The organism is Ancylobacter novellus DSM 506, from assembly GCF_000092925.1.
In the GTDB taxonomy this organism is placed as follows: domain Bacteria; phylum Pseudomonadota; class Alphaproteobacteria; order Rhizobiales; family Xanthobacteraceae; genus Ancylobacter; species Ancylobacter novellus.
On sequence record NC_014217.1, the window covers coordinates 547,166 to 570,764 of the forward strand.

The 23,599-nt window shown below is 67.1% G+C and carries 23 protein-coding genes; 5 read left to right on the forward strand and 18 right to left on the reverse strand.

Annotation, left to right across the window (positions count from 1 at the left end; genetic code table 11):
* The first annotated feature begins 23 nt into the window (after positions 1–23).
* The gene (locus tag SNOV_RS02645; RefSeq protein WP_013165361.1) at positions 24–800 is read left to right on the forward strand and encodes a winged helix-turn-helix domain-containing protein; all 777 of its coding nucleotides are present in this window, start codon (positions 24–26) and stop codon (positions 798–800) included.
* Positions 801–814: 14 nt separating this feature from the next.
* On the opposite strand, the gene SNOV_RS02650 is transcribed toward SNOV_RS02645, so the two are convergent.
* On the reverse strand, positions 815–1,726 hold the full coding sequence (locus tag SNOV_RS02650) for an AraC family transcriptional regulator (RefSeq protein WP_013165362.1): 912 nt from the start codon (positions 1,724–1,726) through the stop codon (positions 815–817).
* A 95-nt stretch (positions 1,727–1,821) separates the two neighbouring features.
* On the opposite strand from SNOV_RS02650, the gene SNOV_RS02655 reads away from it, so the two are divergent.
* A complete protein-coding gene (locus SNOV_RS02655) occupies positions 1,822–2,565 on the forward strand; it encodes an SDR family oxidoreductase (protein ID WP_013165363.1) in 744 nt (247 codons plus the stop codon).
* 7 nt (positions 2,566–2,572) lie between these two features.
* Here the strand turns inward: SNOV_RS02655 and SNOV_RS02660 are convergent, their stop codons facing one another.
* The gene (locus SNOV_RS02660) at positions 2,573–3,454 is read right to left on the reverse strand and encodes a helix-turn-helix transcriptional regulator (protein WP_013165364.1); all 882 of its coding nucleotides are present in this window, start codon (positions 3,452–3,454) and stop codon (positions 2,573–2,575) included.
* Between the two features lie 177 nt (positions 3,455–3,631).
* Here SNOV_RS02660 and SNOV_RS02665 point away from each other — a divergent pair, with 177 nt between their 5' ends.
* On the forward strand, positions 3,632–6,124 hold the full coding sequence (locus SNOV_RS02665; protein ID WP_013165365.1) for a hypothetical protein: 2,493 nt from the start codon (positions 3,632–3,634) through the stop codon (positions 6,122–6,124).
* 36 nt (positions 6,125–6,160) lie between these two features.
* Here the strand turns inward: SNOV_RS02665 and SNOV_RS02670 are convergent, their stop codons facing one another.
* Positions 6,161–6,928 carry an alpha/beta fold hydrolase gene (locus SNOV_RS02670; protein ID WP_013165366.1) on the reverse strand — a complete coding sequence of 256 codons (768 nt, stop codon included), beginning with the start codon at positions 6,926–6,928 and terminating at the stop codon, positions 6,161–6,163.
* A 211-nt stretch (positions 6,929–7,139) separates the two neighbouring features.
* A complete protein-coding gene (locus tag SNOV_RS02675; RefSeq protein ID WP_041782741.1) occupies positions 7,140–8,159 on the reverse strand; it encodes a 1-aminocyclopropane-1-carboxylate deaminase in 1,020 nt (339 codons plus the stop codon).
* Positions 8,160–8,328: 169 nt separating this feature from the next.
* On the opposite strand from SNOV_RS02675, the gene SNOV_RS02680 reads away from it, so the two are divergent.
* Complete coding sequence (locus tag SNOV_RS02680; protein WP_013165368.1) at positions 8,329–8,805, forward strand: Lrp/AsnC family transcriptional regulator; 477 nt, start codon at positions 8,329–8,331, stop codon at positions 8,803–8,805.
* A gap of 66 nt (positions 8,806–8,871) precedes the next feature.
* Here the strand turns inward: SNOV_RS02680 and SNOV_RS02685 are convergent, their stop codons facing one another.
* From SNOV_RS02685 to SNOV_RS02745, 13 genes are all read right to left on the reverse strand, one after another.
* Positions 8,872–9,165, reverse strand: a complete 294-nt coding sequence (locus tag SNOV_RS02685) for a hypothetical protein (RefSeq protein WP_013165369.1) — start codon at positions 9,163–9,165, stop codon at positions 8,872–8,874.
* Positions 9,166–9,326: 161 nt separating this feature from the next.
* Complete coding sequence (locus SNOV_RS02690; RefSeq protein WP_013165370.1) at positions 9,327–12,266, reverse strand: ATP-binding protein; 2,940 nt, start codon at positions 12,264–12,266, stop codon at positions 9,327–9,329.
* Positions 12,267–12,366: 100 nt separating this feature from the next.
* Positions 12,367–13,158: a carbohydrate ABC transporter permease gene (locus SNOV_RS02695; RefSeq protein ID WP_013165371.1), complete on the reverse strand. Its 792-nt coding sequence runs from the start codon at positions 13,156–13,158 to the stop codon at positions 12,367–12,369.
* A complete protein-coding gene (locus SNOV_RS02700; protein ID WP_013165372.1) occupies positions 13,151–14,059 on the reverse strand; it encodes a carbohydrate ABC transporter permease in 909 nt (302 codons plus the stop codon). Before SNOV_RS02700 ends, SNOV_RS02695 begins: the two co-directional genes overlap by 8 nt.
* Entirely contained in the window at positions 14,046–15,269 is a 1,224-nt protein-coding gene (locus SNOV_RS02705) for an ABC transporter substrate-binding protein (protein WP_013165373.1), read from the reverse strand. The genes SNOV_RS02700 and SNOV_RS02705 overlap by 14 nt, the downstream gene beginning before the upstream one ends.
* Positions 15,270–15,737: 468 nt before the next feature.
* Complete coding sequence (locus SNOV_RS22495; RefSeq protein WP_013165374.1) at positions 15,738–16,103, reverse strand: DUF202 domain-containing protein; 366 nt, start codon at positions 16,101–16,103, stop codon at positions 15,738–15,740.
* A 5-nt stretch (positions 16,104–16,108) separates the two neighbouring features.
* Complete coding sequence (locus SNOV_RS02715) at positions 16,109–16,453, reverse strand: YidH family protein (RefSeq protein ID WP_013165375.1); 345 nt, start codon at positions 16,451–16,453, stop codon at positions 16,109–16,111.
* 38 nt (positions 16,454–16,491) lie between these two features.
* Positions 16,492–16,908 carry an aconitase X swivel domain-containing protein gene (locus SNOV_RS02720; RefSeq protein ID WP_013165376.1) on the reverse strand — a complete coding sequence of 139 codons (417 nt, stop codon included), beginning with the start codon at positions 16,906–16,908 and terminating at the stop codon, positions 16,492–16,494.
* Positions 16,908–18,152, reverse strand: a complete 1,245-nt coding sequence (locus SNOV_RS02725; RefSeq protein ID WP_013165377.1) for an aconitase X — start codon at positions 18,150–18,152, stop codon at positions 16,908–16,910. The genes SNOV_RS02720 and SNOV_RS02725 overlap by 1 nt, the downstream gene beginning before the upstream one ends.
* Entirely contained in the window at positions 18,149–19,423 is a 1,275-nt protein-coding gene (locus SNOV_RS02730) for a TRAP transporter large permease (protein ID WP_013165378.1), read from the reverse strand. The genes SNOV_RS02725 and SNOV_RS02730 overlap by 4 nt, the downstream gene beginning before the upstream one ends.
* Before the next feature lie 2 nt (positions 19,424–19,425).
* Positions 19,426–19,911 carry a TRAP transporter small permease subunit gene (locus SNOV_RS02735; RefSeq protein WP_013165379.1) on the reverse strand — a complete coding sequence of 162 codons (486 nt, stop codon included), beginning with the start codon at positions 19,909–19,911 and terminating at the stop codon, positions 19,426–19,428.
* Between the two features lie 33 nt (positions 19,912–19,944).
* Positions 19,945–20,943, reverse strand: a complete 999-nt coding sequence (locus SNOV_RS02740; protein ID WP_013165380.1) for a TRAP transporter substrate-binding protein — start codon at positions 20,941–20,943, stop codon at positions 19,945–19,947.
* Between the two features lie 43 nt (positions 20,944–20,986).
* Positions 20,987–22,429 carry a sulfatase family protein gene (locus SNOV_RS02745; RefSeq protein ID WP_013165381.1) on the reverse strand — a complete coding sequence of 481 codons (1,443 nt, stop codon included), beginning with the start codon at positions 22,427–22,429 and terminating at the stop codon, positions 20,987–20,989.
* Positions 22,430–22,496: 67 nt separating this feature from the next.
* Here SNOV_RS02745 and SNOV_RS02750 point away from each other — a divergent pair, with 67 nt between their 5' ends.
* On the forward strand, positions 22,497–23,273 hold the full coding sequence (locus tag SNOV_RS02750) for a GntR family transcriptional regulator (RefSeq protein WP_013165382.1): 777 nt from the start codon (positions 22,497–22,499) through the stop codon (positions 23,271–23,273).
* 56 nt (positions 23,274–23,329) lie between these two features.
* Here the strand turns inward: SNOV_RS02750 and SNOV_RS02755 are convergent, their stop codons facing one another.
* Positions 23,330–23,590 carry a hypothetical protein gene (locus SNOV_RS02755; RefSeq protein WP_013165383.1) on the reverse strand — a complete coding sequence of 87 codons (261 nt, stop codon included), beginning with the start codon at positions 23,588–23,590 and terminating at the stop codon, positions 23,330–23,332.
* Positions 23,591–23,599 lie beyond the last annotated feature (9 nt).

Consider the following 23,599-nt stretch of genomic DNA (forward strand, 5'->3'; position numbering starts at 1 on the left):
CGGAACTGGAAGGTTCTGGATCAATGCATCAACTCGTGAGTGTCAGCCGGCACGAAGTCCCGGCAAATCCGCTCGATCGTCCTTTCCCTCTCGGACGCGTGCTGGTGGTCGACGACGACCGCGACATGCGCCACGCCGTCATCGGTCATCTGAACGAGCACCGATGCCACGCCGTCGGCTGCGGCGTCCGCGACATGCCGCATCATCTGCGGCACGACCAGTTCAGCCTCATTGTGCTGGACGTCCAGTCCGGCCCGCCCGACCGTTTCGCGGTGCTGCGCCAGATCCGCGACCGTTCGCCCGTGCCGGTGATCCTTGTCGCCTGCCAGCGCTGCAACGACGCCGACCGCATTGTCGCCCTTGAGCTCGGCGCCGATGATTGCCTCATCAAGCCTTTCGACCCGCGCGAATTGCTGGCGCGGGCCGGGGCCATCCTGCGCCGGCAGGAAATGGGCCGGCAGCTCACCGCCAGGCCGGTGCGGGGCGGCTACCGCTTCAACGGTTGGGAGCTGAGGCGCCGCACGAGGCGGCTGACCGATCCCTCCGGCAAGGCCGTCGATCTCACCAAGGGCGGCTATGCGCTGCTGGTGGCGTTCCTCGAGGCGCCGCTGCGGCCGCTGTCGCGCGAGCAACTGCTGAGCGCTACGCGCACGCATCAGGACGTGTTCGACCGCAGCATCGACGTCCAGGTGCTGCGGCTGCGGCGCAAGCTGGAGCCGGACCCGGCCCAGCCGCGGCTTATCCGGACCGAGCGCGGCATCGGCTATGTCTTCGATGCCGCCGTGGAGACCGTGTTCTGAGGCGGCCCTGCCGATCAGGCCGCCGTCCGTGCCGCCTCGCGCATGAACCGGCCCGGCGGCTGGCCGACATGCCGGCTGAAGGCGGTGCTGAAGGTGCTGGCCGACCCGTAGCCGATGCGCCGTGCTACTTCGTCCAGCGCGATATGCCCGCCGCGCAAGAGGTCCTTGGCGAGGGCCATACGCCAGGCCAGCAGATACTCCATCGGGCATATGCCGACGGTGCGGGCGAAGCGGTCGAAGAAGGCCGACCGCGACATGCCGGTCCCGCGCGCCAGCTCGGCGACCGTCCAGGCCCGCTCGGCCTCGCCGTGCATCTGCCTGAGCGCCAGCGCGATGCGTGGGTCCGCCAGCCCGCGCAGCAGGCTCGGCGAGGCGTCCTCGCGGGGCGCAGCCCGCAGCGCCTCGATCAGCAAGATCTCGACGAGGCGCGCGAGCACGAGGTCGCGGCCGATGGCGTCCTCGCCGGCCTCCTCGCCGAGGACACGCACCAGCTGGGACAGCCGCGGGATGCCGCGGACATGGATCATCGCCGGCAGCAGCGCCACGAGGAGGGCGGCGTCCGGCGATTCGAAGGTGAAGTGCCCGCCGAACAGCCGGACGTCCGGCGGCCCCTCGGCGCGCCCGTGCCGCACTTCCCCGGTCGGCGTCGGGGTCGCCCTCGGGTCGAGCGGCGCCAGCGCCACCGGCTCGAAGCCGGACATGGTGAAGGCGGGTGTCGCCGGCAGCAGCACGAAGTCGCCTTCTTCCAACGCGACCGGTGCCTTGCCGTCGAGGGTGAGAAGGCAACGCCCCTCGATCACCGCGCAGAAGCCGGGCTGTCCGAAGTCGGAATAGCGCACGCCCCAGCGCCCCGCGCCGCTCATCGCCTTGGAGTAGACGGCGCGCGGCCGCAGGAGCTGGACGATCTGGGACAGAGGGTCTGTCATTCTCGGACTATCTCAAACGAAATAGCGACTTCGGATTGATGATGGTCCCGAGTGTGGCGGCTATTTCCACAGCGTCAACGTCACAGGAGCGAGATGTGAAAACCATACTCATCACCGGCTGTTCGTCCGGCTACGGGCTGGAGACCGCCCGCTACTTCCATTGCCGCGGCTGGACCGTGGTCGCCACCATGCGCAATCCGCGCGAGGATCTGCTGCCCTCCTCGGAGCGGATGCGCATCCTGCCGCTCGACGTCACCAACCCCGAGAGCATCGCCGCCGCCTTCGAGAACAGCGGGCCGATCGACGTGCTGGTCAACAACGCCGGCATCGGCGTGGTCGGTGCCTTCGAGGCGACCCCGATGGAACATGTGCGCAAGGTGTTCGAGACCAACACCTTCGGCGTGATGGCGATGACGCAGGCGGCGATCAGGCAGTTCCGCGCCCGCCGGTCCGGCGTGATCGTGAACGTCACCTCCAGCGTCACGCTGGCGGCCATGCCGCTGGCGGCTGCCTACACCGCCAGCAAGATGGCCATCGAGGGCTTCACCGCCTCGCTCGCCTTCGAGCTCGCCGCCTTTGGCGTGCGGGTGAAGCTGGTCGAACCCGGCTATGCCCCGACCACCCGCTTTGCCCAGAACGTCGACATCGACATCGCCGACCTCATCCCCCCGGACTATGCCCCCTTCGCCGAGCCGATCTTTGCCGAATACGCCCAGCCCGCCATGGTGACGCGGGAGATCGATGTCGCCGAGGCCATCTGGCAGGCGGCGACCGATATAGAGGGCCGGCTGCGCTTTCCCGCCGGCGCCGACGCGGTGGCGCTGGCGCAGCTGGGCTGACGGAGGCTCAGGACGCCCGCCGCGGCCGGTCGCGCTCGCGCTGGGCGGCGCCCGCCCATACGTCCTCGCCGATCCGCCACAGCGGCGGCATGCGCGCGAAGGGCGGGATGGTGTGGGCGATGACCGCGATGGCGAGGCGCCCGTCGGCGCCGACCTTGGCGTGGATCGCCTTGACGTGCGCCTTCACCGTGTCGACGCCGACGTCGAGGATGGTGGCGATGTCCTCGTTCGACTTGCCGCGGGCGATCCAGGAGCCGACTTCGAGCTGGCGCGGTGTCAGCTCGGGGAAGGCGATGCGCAGCCGGTCGGTTGGCGTCAGCGTGGCGAGGGTGCGCTGGAAGGCCTGCCGGTAGCTGCGCATGATGTGCGGGCGGAAGGCCTCCAGCCGGTCGCGCGCGGCGTCGCTGAAGGCCGTCCGCCCGATCGTCCGGAAGCCGTTGATGGTCAGCACATAGGCCTCGTGCCGCATGACGATGGACATGATGTGCCGGGCGTTGGACGGCAGGAACACCTCCCGCGCGATCGGCAAGGCGAGGAATTCCTCGTCGCTGAAGAAGTCGGATTCGCGCAGCGCCCGCTCGCCGAAGAAGGCGGGGTCGTAGCGCCAGAAGGCGTGGCTGTGCATGTGGCGGGCATAGGCGGCGATGCCTTCCGCCCGCCGCGCCGGGTCGTCCTCCACCGACAGCAGCGAGCGGAACTCGCCGCTGGTGTGATGGAACTCGGAATAGGTCACGACGTCGGCGTCGATAAGACGTCCAACGCCGGCGAACAAAGCCGCGGGCAGGGTGATGAGGTCGGGCTCGGCCTCGTAGAGACCTATGATCTCCTGCGCCAGCCCGGCGTCGTGGGATGTACCCTCTGGGGTAATGGCGCGTTCCGCCGCCTGCATTGCATCATCACCTGTCGCAATGTGTAGCCGCGCCCCTCGACCATGCTAGCGCACGGTGGAGGGGTACGCGACGGCTTTTGCGTCGGCTATCGGCCGGTGCGCCTCGCTTCCAGTGGATGGCGACGGCGCAGCCGCTCATCTTGGATCGCAACGCCGGCAAGCGGGATGGAGCTAAGCATGTGGAAGGATCCCGTCGGCAATACGCCGTCGATCGTGCAGACCAATTTCGGCCCGTGGGGGACCTCGCTTCCGGCCGACGGGGAGAGCTACTGCGCCCCGACCTCGGTGGTGATGGGGCTCTATTATCTCGGCGGCAACGGCTTCACCCAGCTCGCCCCGGCGAGCTATGCCGGCCCCGACGACCGCGAGAGCATCCTGTTCGAGCGGCTGATCGCCGGCATAATCGGCACCTCGCCCACCCAGGGCACCGGCTCGCTTGCAGGCCTTGCCGACTATTTCGCCGCCCGTGGACTTGGGCTGGACCAATACACCTACATCAGCACCGGCATCCCTGACGTGCAGTGGCTCGATACCCAGCTGGCACCGAACTACGTCGAGGATCCGCAATGGATCTCGCTCACCGTCTTCTCAGTCGGCTGGTTCTACAAGCCGAAGGACGACGAGCCCACCTGCGGCTGCACCCTCTGCAATGATGGCGGGCACACGCTGGCGCCGCTCAAGGTCGACCTGTTCACGCAGAAGGTCACGCTCAACAACGCCTACCCGATGTCGTTCCTCGACGTGCCCAACGAGCCGTCGAGCAACCCGCAGACCGTGGAGCTTCAACTCGTGCCGGAAGGCATGACGGTGGAGGGCCTGAACGACCCGCAGCAATACAGCGAGGTCATGACCGACATCCTCGGCAGCGGCGACGACTTCGCGATCCTGTGGCTCGCCGAGAGCTGGATCATCTCGGCGTCCGCGCTTCCGACCACGCCCGGCTACGCGCCGGCGACCTGGCAGATCGACGGCCCCAAGAGCCTCAACACCAACGAGGCGACGCTCACCGTGCTGGCGCCGCTCGCCGGCCGTGGCGGCTTCGTGAAATATGGCGAGGGGACGCTGCTGCTCACCAATTCCAACCGCCTGATGGGCCGCAACGAGGTCTGCAACGGCACGCTGGCGAGCACGCTGACGACCGACACGCCCTTCGGCACGTGGACCGTCGTCCTGCGCAACGGCGGCGCGCTGGCGCTCGCGCCGGAGACCTCCGATCCGGTCGCGGTGGAGATCGCCTCGGGCCATCTCGCGCGCTTCATCGTCGATGCCGGCGGCGGCACCCTCCGGCTGGACGGCACCAACAGCTATTCGGTCACCCTCGGCGGCTGCGACGACGGCGAGCTGCCGAATATCGTGCTGGCCAATGACGGCACGCTGGCGATCGCCCCAGGCGGCGGGATATCCGCGCTCGGCACGAGCCAGAAGGTGCTGGTCACCGGCACGGACGGCAACCTGCCGATTGTCACCGATGGCATCGTCACCCCCGCCATTCTCGGCATCGACACCGACCTGTCGGGCAAGTTTGTCACCTATGACGTCACCAGTGGCTTCATCGCGGCGTCGCCGACGCTTTCGACCAGCCTCGGCATCAACAGCGTCACGGTGAGCACCGTCTACGAGGTGGTGGACGAGCAGGTCATCGACAGCGGCGCCGCCCCGCAACTGGCGGCGCTGGAGCTGAATGGCGGCACGGTATCCGGCAGCGGGGCGCAGCTTCTGGTCGGCAATCAGGCCGCAGGCGGCGTGGCGGGCATCATCATGAATGCCGGCAGCATCGGCGTCGACACGCTGACCATCGGCGCCGCCGCGGCCATCGTCTATGCCTCCACGTCGGATGGGCTGGAGATCAGCTCGAATTTGAGCGGCAGCGGCGGGCTCAGCCTGTTCGGTCCCGGCACGCTCACCCTGTCGGCGGACAATAGCGGCAGCCTGTCCGGCATGGTGAACGTGAACACCGGCACGCTCATTGCCGCCGGCACCTCGGCAACCGGCTCCGGGACCGTGCAGGTGCATTCGGCGGGCAGACTGGAGGTCACCGGCAGCGTCGCCGGGCCGATCGACGTCGCGCAGGGGGCGACGCTGCATCTGGAGAACGGGACGCTGGAGGGTGCGGTCTCAATCGCCGCCGTCGGCGACAGCCCGATGCCGGGCGGCATCTTCGAAGGGGCCGGTGTGATCTCCGGCGAGGCCACCATCGGCGGCATCGTCCGTCCGGGGCCGCTGACAGGCATTCTGGAGTTCCAGGCGACGGCCACGATCGCCGGCAGCGCCATGATCTACTGGCGTCTGGAGAAGCTGGTGGCGGACGTCGATTCCAAGCCGGGCGAGGGATGGAACGGCTACCTGTTCAACGACGCCAGCAGCGGCGTGGGCCTCTCGGGGGACGCGCCCATGTACCTGCTCGAATTCGCCGGCCTCGGTGTTCATCCCGATGCCGGCGATCCGTTCTGGAAGCAGCCGCGCCGGTGGCAGTTCATGATGTTCCCGAACGGCTACGCGAACATCTGGTTCGGCGATGGCAACCTCTATTACAGCGCGGGCAATTTCGGCTTGGTCCTCGAGTCGGACAACTCGGTCTATCTCACCTGGACGCCGACTGACCCGCAGGGCCCCGCGCAGCGCCGCCGGGCGCAGATCGCCGCGCGGAACAGGTCGCTGTCGCGGAAATAGAGCCGCCCCCGAGGTCTCCCCGGAGGCGGCATGAGCTCACTTCGCAGGAGCCTTGGCAGCCTTCTCGATCAGCGCCGCCACCGCTTCCGGCTGCGACATGAACACGGCGTGGCTGCCCTTGACCTCGACGGGTGTGCTGCCGGCGCGCTTGGCCATAAAGCGCATCAGCTCCGGGTTGATCGCCCGGTCGTCGGTGGCGATGAGCGCCCAGCTCTTCTTGCCCTTCCAGGCCGGGTGCTTGATCCGGGTCTCGAAAGCGACCTTGGACGGGAAGACCTGCGAATTGGCCATGAACTTCGCTTCCGCCGCCGGCACGTCGGCGGCGAAGTCGGCGGCATAGACCTTCGGATCGAGATAGAGAAACCCGTCCTCCGTCGCCTTGATGCCGGTCGTCGCGGGCGGCGTGCGGCCGGCGAGGTCGAGCAGGTTCTCGCCGGCATCCGGCTGGAAGGCGGCGATGTAGACGAGGCTCGCGACGTTGTCGGCGTTGCCGGCCTCGGTGATGATCATGCCGCCATAGGAGTGGCCGACCAGCACGGACGGGCCTTCCTGCAGGTCGAGGATGCGCCTGGCCGCCGCGACGTCGGCCTCCAGCGTGGTCATCGGCGGCTGCACGACGGTGACGTTGTAGCCCTTGGCGACGAGCAGGTCATGCACCTTGCGCCAGCCCGATCCGTCGGCCAGCGCCCCATGGACGATGACGACGTTCCTGACCGGATCGGCGGCATGCGCCGGCACGCCGGCGGCGAGTGCGAGAAGCATGCCGCCGGCAAGCGACAGCGAGATAAGCGAGTTCAGTCCCATGATGTGGTTCCTTCCATGTGCGTGGGGGATTTCGGTTCATTCCGTTTCGCGGCGTCTTGTCCGGGCGGAGCGACGCTTCTCGTGTCCTGCGAGCCGCGGCGGGAGGGCGCGGGGCGTCGGGCAAAGCCTCTCCGTCGCCGGACTGTCGCCAGCCGGTGGCCTTGGTCGGGGAGGGGGATCAGTGGCTGGGGCGGTGGGCGCCGCCGCCGGCTCAGCCGTCCTTGTAGTAGTAGCTGTAGCCGTTGATTGCCGGCACGCCGCCGAGATGGGCGTAGAGGACCTTCGAGCCGTCGGGGAAGAAGCCCTTGCGCGTCAGGTCGATCAGGCCCTGCATGGATTTGCCCTCATAGACCGGGTCGGTGATCATCGCCTCGGTCCGGGCGGCGAGGCGGATCGCCTCGTTGGTCTCTTCCGACGGCACGCCATAGGCGGGGTAGGCGTAGTCCGGATTGATGACGATCTCGTCCTCGCGGACCGTGCGGCCGAGGCCGACGAGTTCAGCGGTGTCGTCGACGATGCGGCGCACCTGCGCCCTCGTCCGCTCCAGCGTGCCGGAAGCGTCGATGCCGATGACCCGCTCGGCCCGGCCCTGATGGGCGAAGCCGACGATCATGCCGGCCTGGGTCGAGCCGGTGACTACACAGACGATGATGTAGTCGAAGCGGAAGCCGAGTTCTTCCTCCTGCCGGGCGACCTCCTCGGCGAAGCCGACATAGCCGAGCCCGCCGAACTTGTGCACCGAGGCGCCGGCCGGGATTGGATAGGGCCGGCCGCCCATCGCCTCGACCGAGCGGATGGCGTCCTCCCAGCTCTGGCGGATGCCGATGTCGAAGCCGGCATCGATCAGCCGGCTGTCGGCACCCATCAGCCGGGTCATCAATATGTTGCCGACCCGATCATAGACGGCGTCGTAATGCGGGACCCATTTCTCCTGGATCACCACGCATTTCATGCCGATCTTGGCGGCGGTCGCCGCGACCATGCGGGTATGGTTCGACTGCACGCCGCCGATGGAGACCAGCGTGTCGGCTCCGCAAGCGATGGCGTCCGGCACGATATATTCGAGCTTGCGCAGCTTGTTGCCGCCCATGGCGAGGCCGGAATTGCAGTCGTCGCGCTTGGCGTAGATCTCGACCTTGCCGCCGAGCGCCGCCGACAACCGCGGCAGCGGCTCGATCGGCGTCGGGCCGAAGGTGAGGGGATAGCGTTCGAATTTATCGAGAAGCGACACGAAGAGTGACACGAATCTTGCCTCCGTCAGCGGTTTTCATCAGCGGCGTGACGGAAGGGAAGATAGGGGCTTTCGTTCGAAAGGTGCTCTCTAAGTGAAGTTATGGATTTCCTTATTTTACAAGTCATAAGTATAGTCCGAGAGATTTGGTGCCAGGAAAATTCATAAAATGGAAGATCCTTTCACGCCGTCTCTCGACCGTACCGACATGCGCATCCTGCGTGCGCTTCAGGCCGAAGGGCGGCTGACCAATGCCGAGCTTGCCCTGCGCGTGAACGTGAGTGCCGCCACCTGCCACCGGCGCACGCAGCGCCTGTTCGACGAGGGCTACATCACCGGCGTGCGGGCGCAGGTCGCGCCGGCCGCCGTCGGGCTCGGGGCGCTGGTCATGGTGGGGGTGGTGCTGGACCGCTCGACGCCGGAGAGCTTCGCGGCGTTCGAAGAGGCGGTGCTGAAGCTGAAGGAGGTGCTCGACTGCAATCTGGTCGCCGGCGACTTCGATTACCTTTTGAAGATCAGGGTCCGTGACATGGCCGACTTCAACAAGCTGCACGGCCAGAAGCTGATCGCTCTGCCGGGCGTGCGGCAGACCCGGACCTTCTTCGTCATGAAGGAAGTGAAGGAGGATGCGCGCCTGCCGTTCTGAGGGCGCTGGCGATGCGCCGTGCCGCGCGCGTGGCCCTCAAATGGCCTTGCGTCGCGTCGACGATGTTCAGCGACGGCGCTTGCCCGAGCCCTGCGGGTCGTCGATCAGCTGCCAGATACGCTTGGCGCACACGACGATATGCTCGGAAGAGGCGATCACCTCGGCGCTGCCCCCCGGCAGCTTCAGAGCATTGCGGCGCGTCGCCTCGGCCTGGGCGATGATGGCGGTGAGCGCCTCCGCGATCTGGTGGCGCATGTCGACGTCGATGATCGGCAGGGCGAACGAGGCCAGCTCGCCATATGTTTCGGGATCGGGCCGGGCGAGGCAGATCGACGCCGCCACTTCGGCCGTGTCGACCACGCAGGACAAGCTCCGATGCTCCGGCGGAACCAGTGACAGGTGATGTTGCGGTTTCACGGCGGTCGGCTCCCAAGACTGAGCTACGGCTAGCAATGTAGCGGCTCCGTGGGAACGCGGGTGTAAAAGGTTGCAAATTGTCGGGGCGGGCCGCGTATACGCGGCTATTGCAGCGTCCTCGTCGCCGGGCCGTCGAGCGGCTTCCTGTATTTGGATTTGCCCACAGGGCTCGCCGCCGTCTTCAACCTGTCGGACAGCTCGGCCGCCTCCCTCAACAGCGGCTGATCAAGGCTGCCGGCGAACCGGCTGACCAGCGGCGCCAGGAGGGCTTCGGCCTCCCGTACGCGATCCTGCCTCTGCCACAGACGGGCGAGGCTGACCGCGGCCTTGATCTCCCAGAACAGCGCCTCCTGCTCGCGGGCGATGTTCAGGGCCGTCGCCAGCCGCTGCTCGGCTTCGCCGCCGGCGTCGGTGCCGCCCCTGAGCGCAGCAAGTTCGCCGGCGAGCCGCCAGAGCTCGGGGGCGAACCAGCCTTCCTCGTTCTGCTCCGAGCGGGCCAGGGCCTCCTCCAGACAGGACAAAGCGCGGTCGAACTCGCCGACTTGGGCCAATGCCGCGGCATATTCGGCAAGGAAGACGATGTAGTAGACGCCGTAGGAGATGTTCCGCAGCCGGCCCAGCGCTTCCCCCAGGCTCTTGATGCCGTTGGAAAGGTCGCCTTCGCGGATCATGAGGACGCCGGCGAAGCACTGGCCCCAGACCTGCCAGAACTCGATCCCGTCCCGCGCCGATTCATCGACGAGCATACCGACGAAGCGGCGCGCGCGGACGAGGTCGTCGGCGAAGAACGCGACCGGGCATGCCGCCTGCACCAGCACCTGGCAGAGCGTCAGCCGGTCGTCGCTGGCCTCGGCGGAGGCGACGATGTCGTCGATCTCGGCAATGGCCGCATCGAACGAGCCCTGAAGCCAGAGGATGCGGGCGAGGAAGCAGCGGCCGGTGGCCTTCTGCTCGAACACGAAGCGGATGATCTGCGAGCCGGTGATGGGGACGACATAGCCCTTCACCATCGGCTCGAGATAGCGCCGCGCCTCCGTCTGCCGGCCGAGCAGATGCAGGATGTAGCCGATCATGCGGTAGCCGACATAGCTGTCGTTCAGGTCGCTGCCGCGCGCGGCCACCTCCGCGAAGCGATGCGCCAGCGCCAGCGCCTCCCTGAACCGGCTCTGGTTGAGCAGGCCCGACCAGAGGCCCCACAGGGCGCGCAGCTGGTAGTCCCGGTCGTCCAGCGCCTCGGCGAGCTCGAGCGTCCGCTCCCAGGCGGTGCGGGTCTCGTCCACCTGTCCCCTGATCTGCATCAGCGACCAGGCGAGCACGGCCTGCAGGCGCATCTGGATGTGTGGCGCGCGGTCAAGGTCGGTGCTCGCAAGCGCCAGCCGCACCTGCTGGTGGGACTCGGCGATGAGCTGGAGCTGGAACCAGAGGGGCACCGCTCCGAGGGTGAGCGCGACGCCGATCTCTGCATCGCCTTTCGGCGAGAACGCCCAGTCCAGAGCGGCGCGCACATTGTCGATCAGATGCCGGTGGTCCTCGGTCCATGCCGGGGCGGGCTGGATCTCCCAGGCGAGGTTGGCGCGGTGGAGAGCGTCGCGGAAGATGGCCGCGTGACGGCGCCGAAGCAGCTCGACCTTGCCGCTCTCCGCCAGCTTCACGGCCGCATAGGCCCGCGTCGTGTCGAGCAGCCGGTAGTGCGCCTGCAGGCCATGCACATCGGCGGTGATCAGCGACTTCTCGACGAGATTGGCGACGGCGTTGACGATCTCCGAATCCGTGGCCTCGTCGTCGGCGATGATGGCGACCGCGTCGTCCATGGTGAAATTGCCGGCGAGGATGGCGAGCTGCCGGAGCACGAGCTGCTCGAAGGGCGGCAGCAGCGCGTAACTCCAGTCGAGCAGGGTGCTGAGCGTCTGGTGGCGGCGGAGCGCGGTCCGGCGGCCCTGCAGCTGCAGGCGGAAGCGGTCGTCCAGCCGGCTCGCCAGGCCCGCGACGCCGAGGCTTTCGACCCGTCCCGCCGCGATCTCGATGGCGAGCGCGATCCCGTCCAGCCGGCGGCAGAGATAGGCGACGAGGGGCGCTTCCGCGTCGGTGAGCTGGAAGCCGCCGAGATTGGCCGCGGCGCGCTCGACGAAGAGCTGCACCGCCGGATAGGCGAGGGCCTCGGCGCTGGAGAGGTTCGCCCTCGTAGGCGGCACGTCGAGCGAGGACAGCCGATGGATGCGCTCGCCCTCGACGCGCAGCGGCTCGCGGCTGGTGGCGAGGATATGGAGGTCCTCGCCGCCATTGCCGAAGAGCTGTTCGGCGAGGTGCGAGACGGTCTCGATGACATGCTCGCAGCTGTCGAGGAGAAGGAGCAGCGGCTTCGCCCGCGTCGCGGCGATCAGGCTCTGCGTCGGCGATTCCGAGCGAAGACCCACACCCAGCGCCGCGGCGAGCGCCGCCGGCACGAGCTGGGGATCGCCGAGCGCGGATAGGTCGACGAAGCAGACGCCCTCGCTGAAGCGGCCCCGCATTTCGTGCGCGACCGCGATGGCCACCGTCGATTTGCCGATGCCGCCCGGCCCGACGATGGAGACGAAGCGCTGCTCTACCAGCAGGGCCTTCACCTGCTGGACGGTTTCGCTGCGGCCGACGATACGGGCGAGCGCCGGCGGAAGGCTCGGGCTGTCCGCCGCCAGGGCCGGGGGCATCTCCCGCGCACCGACCGCATCCGAGCGTTCCACCGGGAAGACGAAGGAATAGCCCCGTCCGGGGATGTTGACGATGTAACGGCGGCCGTCCTGTCCGTCGCCGAGAGCGCGCCGCAGCGCGCCGATATGCACGCGGAGATTGGCCTCTTCCACGAACGTGTCCGGCCAGGCGCGCTGGATCAGCTGCGCCTTGCTGACCACTTCGCCCTGCTGCTCGAGAAGGGCGAGCAGGATCGCCCGCGCCCTGCTGCCGAGATTGATCGGGGTCTCGTCCTCCACCAGGAGTTGCTGCCCAGGGAAGAAGGTGAAAGGCCCGAAGGACAGCTGCCCGACTGACGCTGCGTCCCGTTCGATCACCGTGATTCCGTCAATGCTATCGATGTGCTGGGGTCTGTGGCCGGCGTTATACCACCCCGATCGGCCGCACGCGACAGGATCGCGGCCCGAGCCTGTGGGCTCATGTCGCGCCGAGGCTGAGGCGAAGGCCGCGCAGCATGTATCGTTGCAACCCGATGAACATGATCAGCACGGGCAGGCTGGCGACGAGGACCGCGGCCATCACGTCGGGCCAGTCGACCGCGTAGCGTCCGGCGGTCAGCGCGTTGACCCTCAGCGGCAGCGTGAAGTTGGCCGGGCTCCGCAGCAGCGTCAGCGCCAGCACGAATTCGTTGAAGGCGGTGATGAAGGCGAAGGTCGCCGTCACCAGGATGGCCGGCACGGACAGTGGAAGGATGATCGAGCCGAGTATCTGCCGGCGCGAGGCGCCATCGAGCAGGGCCGCCTCCTCCAGTTCCACCGGGATCGCGTCGATATAGCCGCGCAGCATCCACACGGCGAAGGGCACCTGGAACGCTGAATAGAGCAGCACCAGCGCGAAGCGCGTGTCGGTGAGGCCCATTCCCGCGATCATCTGGGAAAGACCCAGCACCAGCATGATCGGCGTGAGCATCTGCGTGCCAAGCAGCGCCTCGGAAAAGGCCCGCCGGCCGCGGAAACGGAAGCGGGAGAGGGCATAGGCCGCGGGCAGGGCGACGAGGGTCGAGGCGATGGCGGTTGCAAGGGCGATGACGAGGCTGTTGACGAGGGACGTGCCGAGCTCGGTCCTGAGCCACATGCCGGCCCAGAAGGCGCCCATGTCCTCGCCGCCCCTGCGGCGATAGATGGTGTCGAGCGCCACCGCGAAGGGAAACAGGTTCAGGCCGAGCAGCGGGAGGAGGGCGCCCCAGTAGAGCAGGCTGCGCCTAAGCATGGGCCGGGCGTTCCAGCGCGCGGAGCATCAGGATTGTCAGCGCGGCGAGCCCGCCGAGCAGGAGAATGGAGAGCGCCGCCGCCTCGTCCAGGCGGCCGAAGGTGAAGGCCAGCTTGTAGAGATAGGTTACGAGGATATCCGTGCCGTTCGCCGGGCCGCCCTGCGTGAGGATCCAGATGATCGGAAACGAGTTGGTGACATAGGCGATGTTGAAGATCAGCACGATCCAGATGAACGGCCGCAGCAGCGGCAGGGTGAGGAACTTCAGCCTATCGACGGCACGGGCGCCATCGAGGCGCGCCGCGTCGTAGAGGTCGTCCGGGATCGACGACAGGCCGGCGAGAAGGATCACCGTGCTGAAGGGGACGGAGACCAGGATCGCGATCAGGATTTCGAAGCCGAAGGCGGCGGGCACGGAGCCGAGCCATGGGATCGGGCGGTCGAGAAGGCCGGCTGCCACGGCCAGCCGGTTCAATAGCCCGCCCTCGTCGGTGAGCGCGTGCCGCCAGACCACCGCCATCGAGGCGACGGAGATCGCCCATGGCGCAAGCACCAGGAACTGGGCGAGCCCGCGGCCGAGGAAACGCTGGTTCAGTATCAGCGCCGTCGGCAGGGCTATGAGCACCGTTCCTGCCACCACCGAGCCGGTCCAGATGCCGGTGCGCAGCAGGATCGCCGGCAGCAGCGGGTCCGCCGCGAGGCGGGCGAAGTTCTCCCACCCGACATAGGCGCCGATGCGCCCGAAGCGCGACACCTCGGACAGCGACATCCGCACGAGCAGCAGCACGGGCACCAGGGCGATGAGCCCCGTCGCCATGGCGCTCGGCGCGAGGAGCAGAAGCAGCAGGTTGCGGTTCTGCGTGAGCCTGCTTTGCGTGGACTTGATGTCAGCGGCGGGCAAGGACGTCGTCGATCTGCCGCGCGGCATCGGTCATCGCTTCGGTCGATGTCTTCTGGCCGAGATACATGGTCTGCAGGGCGCGCACGGTGATGTCCGAGATTTCCGGCCAGCCCTTGATGGTCGGGAAGAAGCGCGCATAGGCGAGGCCGGCGGCGAAGGCGGCGATGTCCGGATTGTCCTTGTAATAGCTGCTGGCGGCCTCCGAGACGGTGACGGGAAGCAACCCCTCGGCGCGGTCGAATTCGGTGCGGTACTTGTCGCTATAGAGGAATTGCAGGAAATCGAAGGCCTCCTGCTTGTTCTTCGACGAGCTCGACATGGTCAGCACGTCGGTCACCCCGAGCGTGACCGGCTTGGTCTCGACCGGAAACGGCATGACGGCATATTTGAGGTTCGGCGCCTCGGTCTTCAGCTGCGGGACCAGCATCGGATAGGTGAAGATGATGCCGATGCGTCCTTCCTTGAACAGCTTGAAGATGTCCTCGCGGCTATGCGCCGTGGGTGCCGGCTCGGTCGCCTTGTCGTTGATCAGCGACATGTAGAAGGTCGCGGCGCGGATGGCCTCGGGCGAAGAGAGGCCGCTCTTGCCGTCCTTGATGATCTCGCCGCCGAAACCCCAGAGCGCATAGTAGAAATAGGTGTCGACCTCGACTTCCTTGCCCGGCAGGCCGAAGCCATAGGTGTTCGGCAGGGCGGCGATCTTCTGGGCGGCGGTGCGCAGCGCGTCCCACGTCTTCGGCTCGGGCGCGCCGGCCTTCTGCAGCAACTCGGTATTCACCACCATCGCCCGCGCCGAGGCCGCGGCCGGGAAGCCGAGAAGCTGCCCCTTGACGGTAGCCGGCACCAGGAAGGCGGGAATGAACTTCGCCTTGAATTCGGGTGACGCCAGCCCGTCGAGCGGTTCGAGAAGGCCGTCCGCGGCGAGATCGGAGATCCACATGGTCGGCACGATCGAGAGATCGGGTTGATCGCCGCTGCTGATGTCGGTGGTCAGCTTCTGCAAATAGCTGTCCCACGGAATGACCTCGATCTGGATGCGTGTACCCGGATGCAGCACTTCGTAGTCGCGCGCGACGCGTTCAAGAAACGGCCGCGTAAATCCCGAGTATTCTCCCGCGGTAAACCGAAGATCCACCGCTTGAGCGCCGGGGATCCCCAGCGAAAGCAACGCCAAAGACAATATGAGAAAGATTTTCGCGAGGCGCGTCATCGCCGTCCCCCCAGACAGATGAAGCTGGAATTCGAGGGTAGCGAGCGCGGACCGCCGAGGAAAGATGTGCCCTGCCCATACGGCAAGCAACAAGTCGTGACATGTAGTGGTGATTGCTCTGAACCGCAGCGCTGAGCGCCGCCGCCGAGTTTTCGCTCTCGTATCCGGCTCGTTCCCGCAGGTACAGGCAGCGACGTCGCGAGATGCGCGGCAGTGCGATTTCCGCTGCGCCGGCCCAAAATGTGAGGATCGAAGCATAATGGGCCGCCCTGGCATCGTCGATGTCTCGCGGCTGGAAGGATTCGCCGGGACGACCCCTCCATAGCTTCGAAGCCCGATCGTCATCAAGCCGCGGGGAGCCCGGCCTGTGCGGTGTCGGCGCTGCGCTATCGGCTGCCGCCGATCCCGCATTTTCCGATGGCATCTTATGGAGGTGGCAGGGCGCGGTGCGGTGCGATGAACGCCGCCTCACATGCGCATATCGATGCCATGGCTCTGCAGATACACGACAATACGTCCCAACGTGGCCATGCCGTGAAGACCGGCAAGGGCGGCGATGCCGAGACAGACGAACAGCAGGGCGCTCCGGCGCTCCGCGACGTCGTCATGCTTCGCGTTTCCGTCGCAGGGAATCCGGAAGCCTCGATACAGGAAGAGCCCGGCCATGGGCACGAGCAGCAGGATCAGCGCCAGCTCGATCAGGCTCGCCGCCGGCGTGCCGGCCCGTCCGAGGAGCGCGGCCACGAGCAGGGCCAGAAAGCCGGTGCGCGACCAGGAAAGCGCCGTGCGTTCCGGCTGCAGTCCGGGGGCCCTGGCCTCGCGCCGTTCCGGCATCGCGTTCAGCTCGTGACGACGAGCCAGGCGAGCGCTGTCGCCAGCAGCGCCGTGAGGGTGGCAAGAAGGGGCAACAGCAGGCTGCGCGGCAGATCCGCATCGTGCCGCATCGCCCGCTCAGCGCGTGCCCAGCGCATGTAGGCCGTCGCGGCGAGGGTTCCGCCGGCGCAGAAAAGCACCAGCGCCAGCGACAGCCTCGTCAGCGGAGAGCCGAGATGGGAAGCGAACTGGTCGATGCCGACCGCGCCCGCGATGAGCGCGAGCGCGGTCCTGATCCAGGCGAGAAAGGTCCGCTCATTGGCAAGGGAAAAACGGTAATCAGGCCTCGTCCCGGTCTGCCACCATCGCATAAGGGTTCAACCTCTCCCGATCGTCTCGCCGCCGCCCTTCATGGACGGTCGAGCAGGATGACTTGTCCTTCGCTTGGCCTGACCCTGATCCGCTCGCCGTTGCAGATGAGCGTGGTGACGTCGCCATCGGCGAAGCGGTCCACGAGCGGCAGCCCCGCGAGCGCGGCGCCCTGGGCGAGGATCGGGTTGACGCGATTGAACACGAAGGCCGCCGGCTTCACGTCGCGCGAGGCCATCTCGTTGAGCATCCAGGCGGATGCGACGCCGCCCTTCACATTGTTCAGCACCAAGACGCGCTCGCGATAGTCCTCGCCGAACAGCTTGTGGGCGGGACGGGAGAACACGCCCTTGATGCGATCGAGATCGTAGCGGGCGCTGAAGTCGTCGGAGGCGACGAGGGCGATGCCTTCGACATCCGGGCCAATGCCGGGGTGGCAGAGAAGCGTCTGGGCCATCACAGCACCTTTCCGGCGACGGCGCTGTCGACGCAGCGCTCCATGGTGGCGAGCGTCGGCTTGTAGCCGTAGCCGCCGATGATGTTCACGAGCTTGGCGGAGTTGGACATGAGTCGGCTCCAGCCATTGGCTTCGGCCATCTCGCGCGCATAGCTCTGGTAGAAGCAGACGCCGGACAGGACGATCCCGCCCGACGCCTCGATCCGGCGGGTGAGCCCCATGCGGTCGGCGGCGAACTTGATCTCGGGCGAGGTCGCCGCGATCAGTGTCGTGCCGGAATGGACGCGCCGTCCGTCGAGCAGGTTCGCTACCTTCTCCAGTTCGATCAGCGAGAGCTGCGGCGCGGAGAAGACCACCACGTCGACTTTGTCGCCGCGGGCCGCGTAGCCCTCATAGACATTGGCGATGTCCTCGGCGGTGATGGGCGAGGCCGGCGGCGGAGGGCCGTCGAAGGCATCCGCCAGCGTCGGCGCCTCGGGGGTGACACCGGGCATGTGGAACATGGCCACCGATCCGAAGCTCGCGAGCGCCGCGCCGAAATGCTTGAGGTCGTCGGAGGTCGGGGCGTTCTCCACGCCGGTGATGACCGGCACCGCCCAATAGCTTCCCGAGCCGCGGCCGACGACGGCGCCGAGCGCGCCCCATTCGCTGAAGTCCTTCGGCTGATGGCGCAGCTCGAAGAGCTTGGTACCGAGGCGGTTCTTCTCGAGATGGTAGCCATAGCGCGGCGTGCGCCCGGTCAGGCCGGCGGCGATCGCCGACGGGCCGCCCTCGAAATTCGAGCGCGCGCCGAACACCGCGTTGGAATAGATGACCACGCCGGTATCGCCGAACGCGACGTGCTCGCCGCGGACCGGAGGCAGGATGGTCTGGTAGTTGATGCAGGTATTGGTCATCAGCACGCCCATGGCCTCGAAGGCGCGGATGGCGCGTTCCTCCAGCGTCGCCATCTCGTCGGTCTGGTGCAGCCGCTTATAGGCTGCGAAGTCGACGCCGCGCGGATCGGTGATGGTCGGCACGCGCACGCGCCGCTCGGCTTCCGGCAGCCCGGCCATGTCGGAGAGCCAGCGCACGCCGGCCTCTCCCAGGCTCTCCGGATCGGCCATGACATGGGCCTGGTCGACCTCCACCATGTCCTCGGCGTCGAAAAACCGGCCGACCTCGATCTGATGGCGGATGGCCCATTGACGGGCACGGCCGCCTTCACCCGCAAGCAATGCACGTTCTTCTTCATTGAGTTTCATTTCATCTGTCCCGGAAGCCAGAGAACGATCTCCGGCATAAAGAAGATCAAGTAGAGAAAGACGATCTGGATGCCGATGAACGGCAGCACGCCGAGCGCGAGACGTTCCAGGGGGATGCGGCTGATGCCGTGGATGGTGAAGAGGTTGATGCCGACCGGCGGGGAGATCTGGGCGATCTCCATCGCCATGATCGCGAAGATGCCGAAGGTCAGCGGGTCCATCCCGATCGCCATGGCGACCGGAAAGAAGATCGGCACCGAGATCAGCAGCATCGCCGCCGATTCAAGGAACATCCCGAGCAGCAGATAGACCAGAACGACCAAGGTGATGGTGACGAGTGGCCCCCCGGGCACCTGGGTGATGCTCTGGGCGATGATCTGCGGTACCTCCTCATAGGTGAGGTAGTGCGCGAAATACTGGCCGAACACGATCAGCATCATGAGCATGACCGTCGTGCGGGTGGCGGCCAGCACGGCGGCGACCAGCTTGCGGCCATCGAGCCGCCGCTGCAGCAGGCCGAGGCCCGCGACGTAGATGACCGCGAGAGCTCCCACCTCGGTCGGCGTGAACAGGCCGAGATAGATGGCGCCCACGATCACCGGCGGCAGCAGCAGGACGCCGACGCTGCCGCGCAGCAGGGCCCAGCGGTCCCCGCCTTCGCTCCCGTTCACGACCACCTGCGGCCGCGACCACAGCGCATAGGCCGCGAACACGCCCATCATCAATATCCCCGGCACGACGCCGGCGATGAAGAGCTGGCCGATCGATGTGTCGGTGATGATGCCGTAGAGGATGAGTGGAATGGAGGGTGGGATGAGGATGCCCAGCGTGCCACCGGCGGCCACGAAGCCGCCGGCCCTCGCATCGCCATAGCCCTGCTCGCGCAGCGCCGGCACGGCGACGAGGCCGACCGTGGCGGCCGTGGCGATGGAGGAGCCGCAGATGGCCGCGAAGATGCCGCATGCCAGGATGGTGGCGACGCCGGTGGCGTTGCGCACCCTTCCGGCGAAGGCGTTCACCACCGCGAACAGGTCGCGGCCCGCGCCGCTCTGCTGCATCACCGTTCCCGTCAGGATGAAGAGGGGGATGGCGATCAGCTCGTAGACATGGGTCGCCTGCCAGAGCGTCTCGGTGAAGCCGTAGAGCGCGCCGTCGAGGCCCTTCGACAGCGCGAAGCCGAGGAAGCCGGCGATGCCCATGGCCACGAAGACCGGCAGGCTCGCAACCATGAGCAGGAGGAACAGGACGGTGATGGCGATGCCGCTTGTCATCGTCAGCCCTCCAGCACGTCGGGATAATCGTCGAGGATGAGGCGGCGCAGCGCCTCGATCGCCAGCGAGAGGCCGCCGAGCGGCATGGCGAGCTGGGGAATCCAGAGCGGCGCGTCGAACAGCGTGCCCGAGGTGAATCCCAGCTGGTAGTTTTCGGCGACGTAGCCCGCCGAGAGCCATGTCATGGCCACGGCGAAGAGGAAGGTGACGAGGAAGGTGAGCCGATCGGCCCAGTGCCGCACCCGCGGCCCTGCCATGTCGACCGCCATCATCATCCGGAAATGCGCGCCCGAGCGCAGCGCGTAGGCGTTGCCGAGGAACGCCGCGGCGATCATCAGATAGAGAGAGACGTCGAACACCCATATGCTCGGATGGCGCAGCGACCGGCTGATCGCGTCATAGGCCACGGGAAGCGCGAGGATGGCGACGATCGTGGCGCTCGCCGCCGTGAAGGCGCGGGCGGCGATGTCGAGAAAGCGGCTGATCATGTGTCCGGCTCCAGCTTTTCGCGGTGGCCGGGATCAGCGGACGGAGGTGACGAGCGCGACCGTCTCGGCCGGGAATTCGTCCTTGATCTCTTCGCGGTAATCCTTGAGCGCGGCTTCCCATGCCGCGCGCTCCGGCGTGCCGGGCTTCAGCTCGGACACTTCGAGGCCGTGCTTGCGTGTATCGGCAAGGTACTGCTGGTAGCTTTGGGCGATTTCCTTGTTGGTGGTGTCGAGCGCAACCTGCGTCGCCTCCAGCACCGCCTTCTTGACGTCATCGGGCAGGCGCTCGAAGGAGCGGCGGTTCATCACGTAGCCGTTGATCAGCGCGCCGAGCACGCCGCCGGTGCCGAGCGCGTATTTCGTGACCTCGTAATGCTTGAGCCCGTAGGCGCCCTGAAGACCGCCCAGCGCACCGTCGATGGCACCGCGCTGGAGCGCGGAATAGACGTCGGCGACGCCCATGGTCACGGGCGCGGCGCCGAGCGCCTGCAGGCTCTGCGACGCACCCTTGGAATAGGCCCGCAGGGTGCGTCCCTTCAGGGACGCGGGATCGCGCGCGTCGAACTTCGAGAACAGCGCTGGCGCGCCGATGTCGAACAGGGAGAGCAGCTTGGTGTTCTGCTTGGCGAGCAGCTCCTCGAAGTGCTTGAACAGCGGCCTCTCCGGCTGCAGCTCCGCCTGCGCCTGCTCCATCGTCAGTGTCCAGAGCGGGCTCGCCGTGATCGCCACCTGTGGGACGCGGCCGATCCAGTTGTCCAGCGTGGTGAGGGAGATGTCGACCTGCCCGCCGGGGATAGCGCTCGGCACGAAGGCCTGCTTCACCATCGTGTCGTCAGGAAAGTACTTCCACTCCACCTTGCCGTTGGTGCGCTTGACTACCTCGTCCATGAACACCTTGGCGTAGGTCTTCACCTGCGGATGCGAGGATGCGCCCCAGGTGGCGAGGCTGAGCGTGATCTTGTCCTGCGCGAGTGCAGGTGCGACGAAGAGCGTCGCGGCGAGCGCGACGACCAGTTTGACGGTCGTTTTCATTGGCATTCCTCCCGGATGTAGAGCGCCCCTCTTGGCGGGGGTGTCACATGAAGTCTGGCGAGAACCCTGGCGGTGGCGAGAAGCCGAGATCTCCCCTGGCGATGACGGCCTCGCGCCCGCCATTGCGGTGCAGTTGCTCGGCCTGGCGCGCCTTGGCGCGCCGATCGGTGTCGTTCGGATCGCAGATGGCGCAGAGGCGGGCGTTAAGCTGCGCGCGCACGTCGGAAAAGGCGGGATCGTCCGCGAGGTCGTTCAGTTCCTGCGGGTCGGCCTCAAGATCGAAAAGCTGCGCGCGATGGTCGACGTAGTGGACATATTTGAACCGCCGGTCGCGCAGCATGTAGAAGCCCGACTTCGATCCCATGCCGTGATATTCGGAGAACACGGCGCGATCTGGCGGCAGGTCCCCGGCGAGGTCTTCGCCGGGCCAGTCGGTGGGCTTCTCCTCCCCGCACCAGCTCAGGATGCTCGCCGAGAGATCGACCAGCGACACCGGCGTGCGCACGCGCTTGCCCGGCTCGAAGCCCGGTCCCGCCGCGATCAGCGGCACCGAGACCGCCTCCTCATACATGGTCGACTTGCCCCAGAGGCCGCGCGCGCCGAGATTGTCGCCATGATCGGACACGTAGACGACGCGCGTGTCCTGCGACAGGCCAGTGGCGTCCAGCGTCGCCAGCAGCTTGCCGATGTTCTCGTCGAGAAAGCCGACGAGCCCGTAATAGCCGGCGAGCGCGCGGCGCACGTCGTCCGGCCCGGCGAAATGCTCGTCATAGGCAAAGCACTCGGCATATTCGCGCAGATAGGGATGCTCGGGGCGCGCCTGCGTCTCGTAGAGCTTGGGCCATTGGAGGCGGGCGTCGTCGTAATAGCGGTAATAGTGCTCGGGGGGCGCAGTGAGCGGGAAATGCGGCGCGACGAACGAGACGAACAGCGCCCAGGGCTTCGCACGGGCACGCGCCGCCGCGCCACGCAGCCATATCTGGGCACGCGCGAGGATGTCGCGATCGTAGAAGGTGTAGCTCGACTCCCCCGGACCGGCGAGCCGGGCCATCTTCCAGGCGCCCTTGCGCTTGGGGAGTTCGTCGCGCACGAGGCCGAGAAGGTCGCCCTTCTCCTCGACCACATGCATGGGAATGAGGCTCTCGGTGAAGCCGTAGTCGTCCGCGGCGCTGCGGAAATGCAGCTTGCCGATGGACGTCACCTCGTGCCCGCTCGCGCGCAGGTGGTGGTGCCAACTCCGCTGCGTGCCGTCATAGGGGTCGGCATTGTCCCAATGGCCGATGTCGTGGACGTAGCGGCCGCAGGCAAAGGACGCGCGCGCCGGTACGCAGACCGGGCAGTTGGTGTAGGCGGCCTCGAACAGCGTCCCCCGCGCCGCAAGGGCGTCGATGTTCGGGGTGGCGACAACGGCGTTCCCGTAGCAGCCGGTGATCGCCTTATTGTGCTCATCCGACATAATGATGAGAACGTTCGAGGGGGCGGGCATTGGCGTTTCCCTTTCCCTGTTATAATTCTATGCTTCAATGCTATATAGGATATCGGACGGCGTCACAATGCCCGTTGTCACCATGGAACGCAGTTTTCCGCTCGAAGCCGTCCGCGACCTCGCGGATCGCGATGTCTCGGGCAGGGCCAAATACGCCGTGCTGACCGAGTGCCTGCGGACGATGATCCTCGCCGGCAATCTCCCGGCCGGCACCCGTCTTCCCACCGAGCGCGACCTCGCGACGTTAAGCGGGCTGAGCCTCGGCACCGTGCAGCGCGCGTTGCGCACGCTGGTGGAGGAGGGGTACCTGACCCGCACCCCCAAGCTCGGCAGCTTCGTCACCGAGCGGACGCAGATCCGCCAGCCCTGGCACTGCCGGTTCCTGGCGGAGGACGGCCGGACGGTGCTCCCCGTCTCGCCCACGACCCGCAAGCGGCTGGTGATCGAGGAGGTCGGCCCGTGGACCGCGCATCTCGGACCGGCGGCCGCGGGCTATCTCTATATCGAGCGTGACTTCAACGTCGCCGGCGAGTTCTCGGTCGACAGCCGCTTCTGGGGCGATGCCAACCGCCTGTCGGCGCTACGCTCGGGGCCGGTCTCGCAGCTCGACGGCGAGAACCTGAAGCATCTGATCGCCAGCCGGTGCCACCTGCCGGTCACCCATGTGATCCACAAGCTGCGCTATGCCAGGCAGGGGCAGGAGCCGGCCCGCCTCATCCTGACGGCACTGACATGGAGCCACGAGGCGCCGCTCTACTACCAGGAGTTCACCATCCCGCCCAATTCGCGCGAATTGCTGGTGAGCGACGAAATCGAGCAGAGTGCGGCTTTCGGCATCGAATAGCCGGCGGGGATGCGGGCGTCGTTCGGCGAGACGATCTCGCGGACGGCGGCAATTCGCTAGGAGGGCTGAAGGTGCGGCCGCCTTCCGGCACCGCTCAGGCTGAGCAGCAGCTTCGCGGCGTCGACGCTGCGCGCCAGCCGGTCCAGCACGCGCCAGTCCAGCGCGCCGCTGGCCTCGCCGAAATAGACGGCCCACGCCTCTTCCGGCGCGAGTTCGCCGGCAATGTCGCGCTCGATCATCCGCGCGGCGCGCGCGATGTCGACGAGAGGGAAATCGGTCGGCGCGGCGTCCTCATCGTCGAAGCAATCGTCGCACATGGCCGCGCC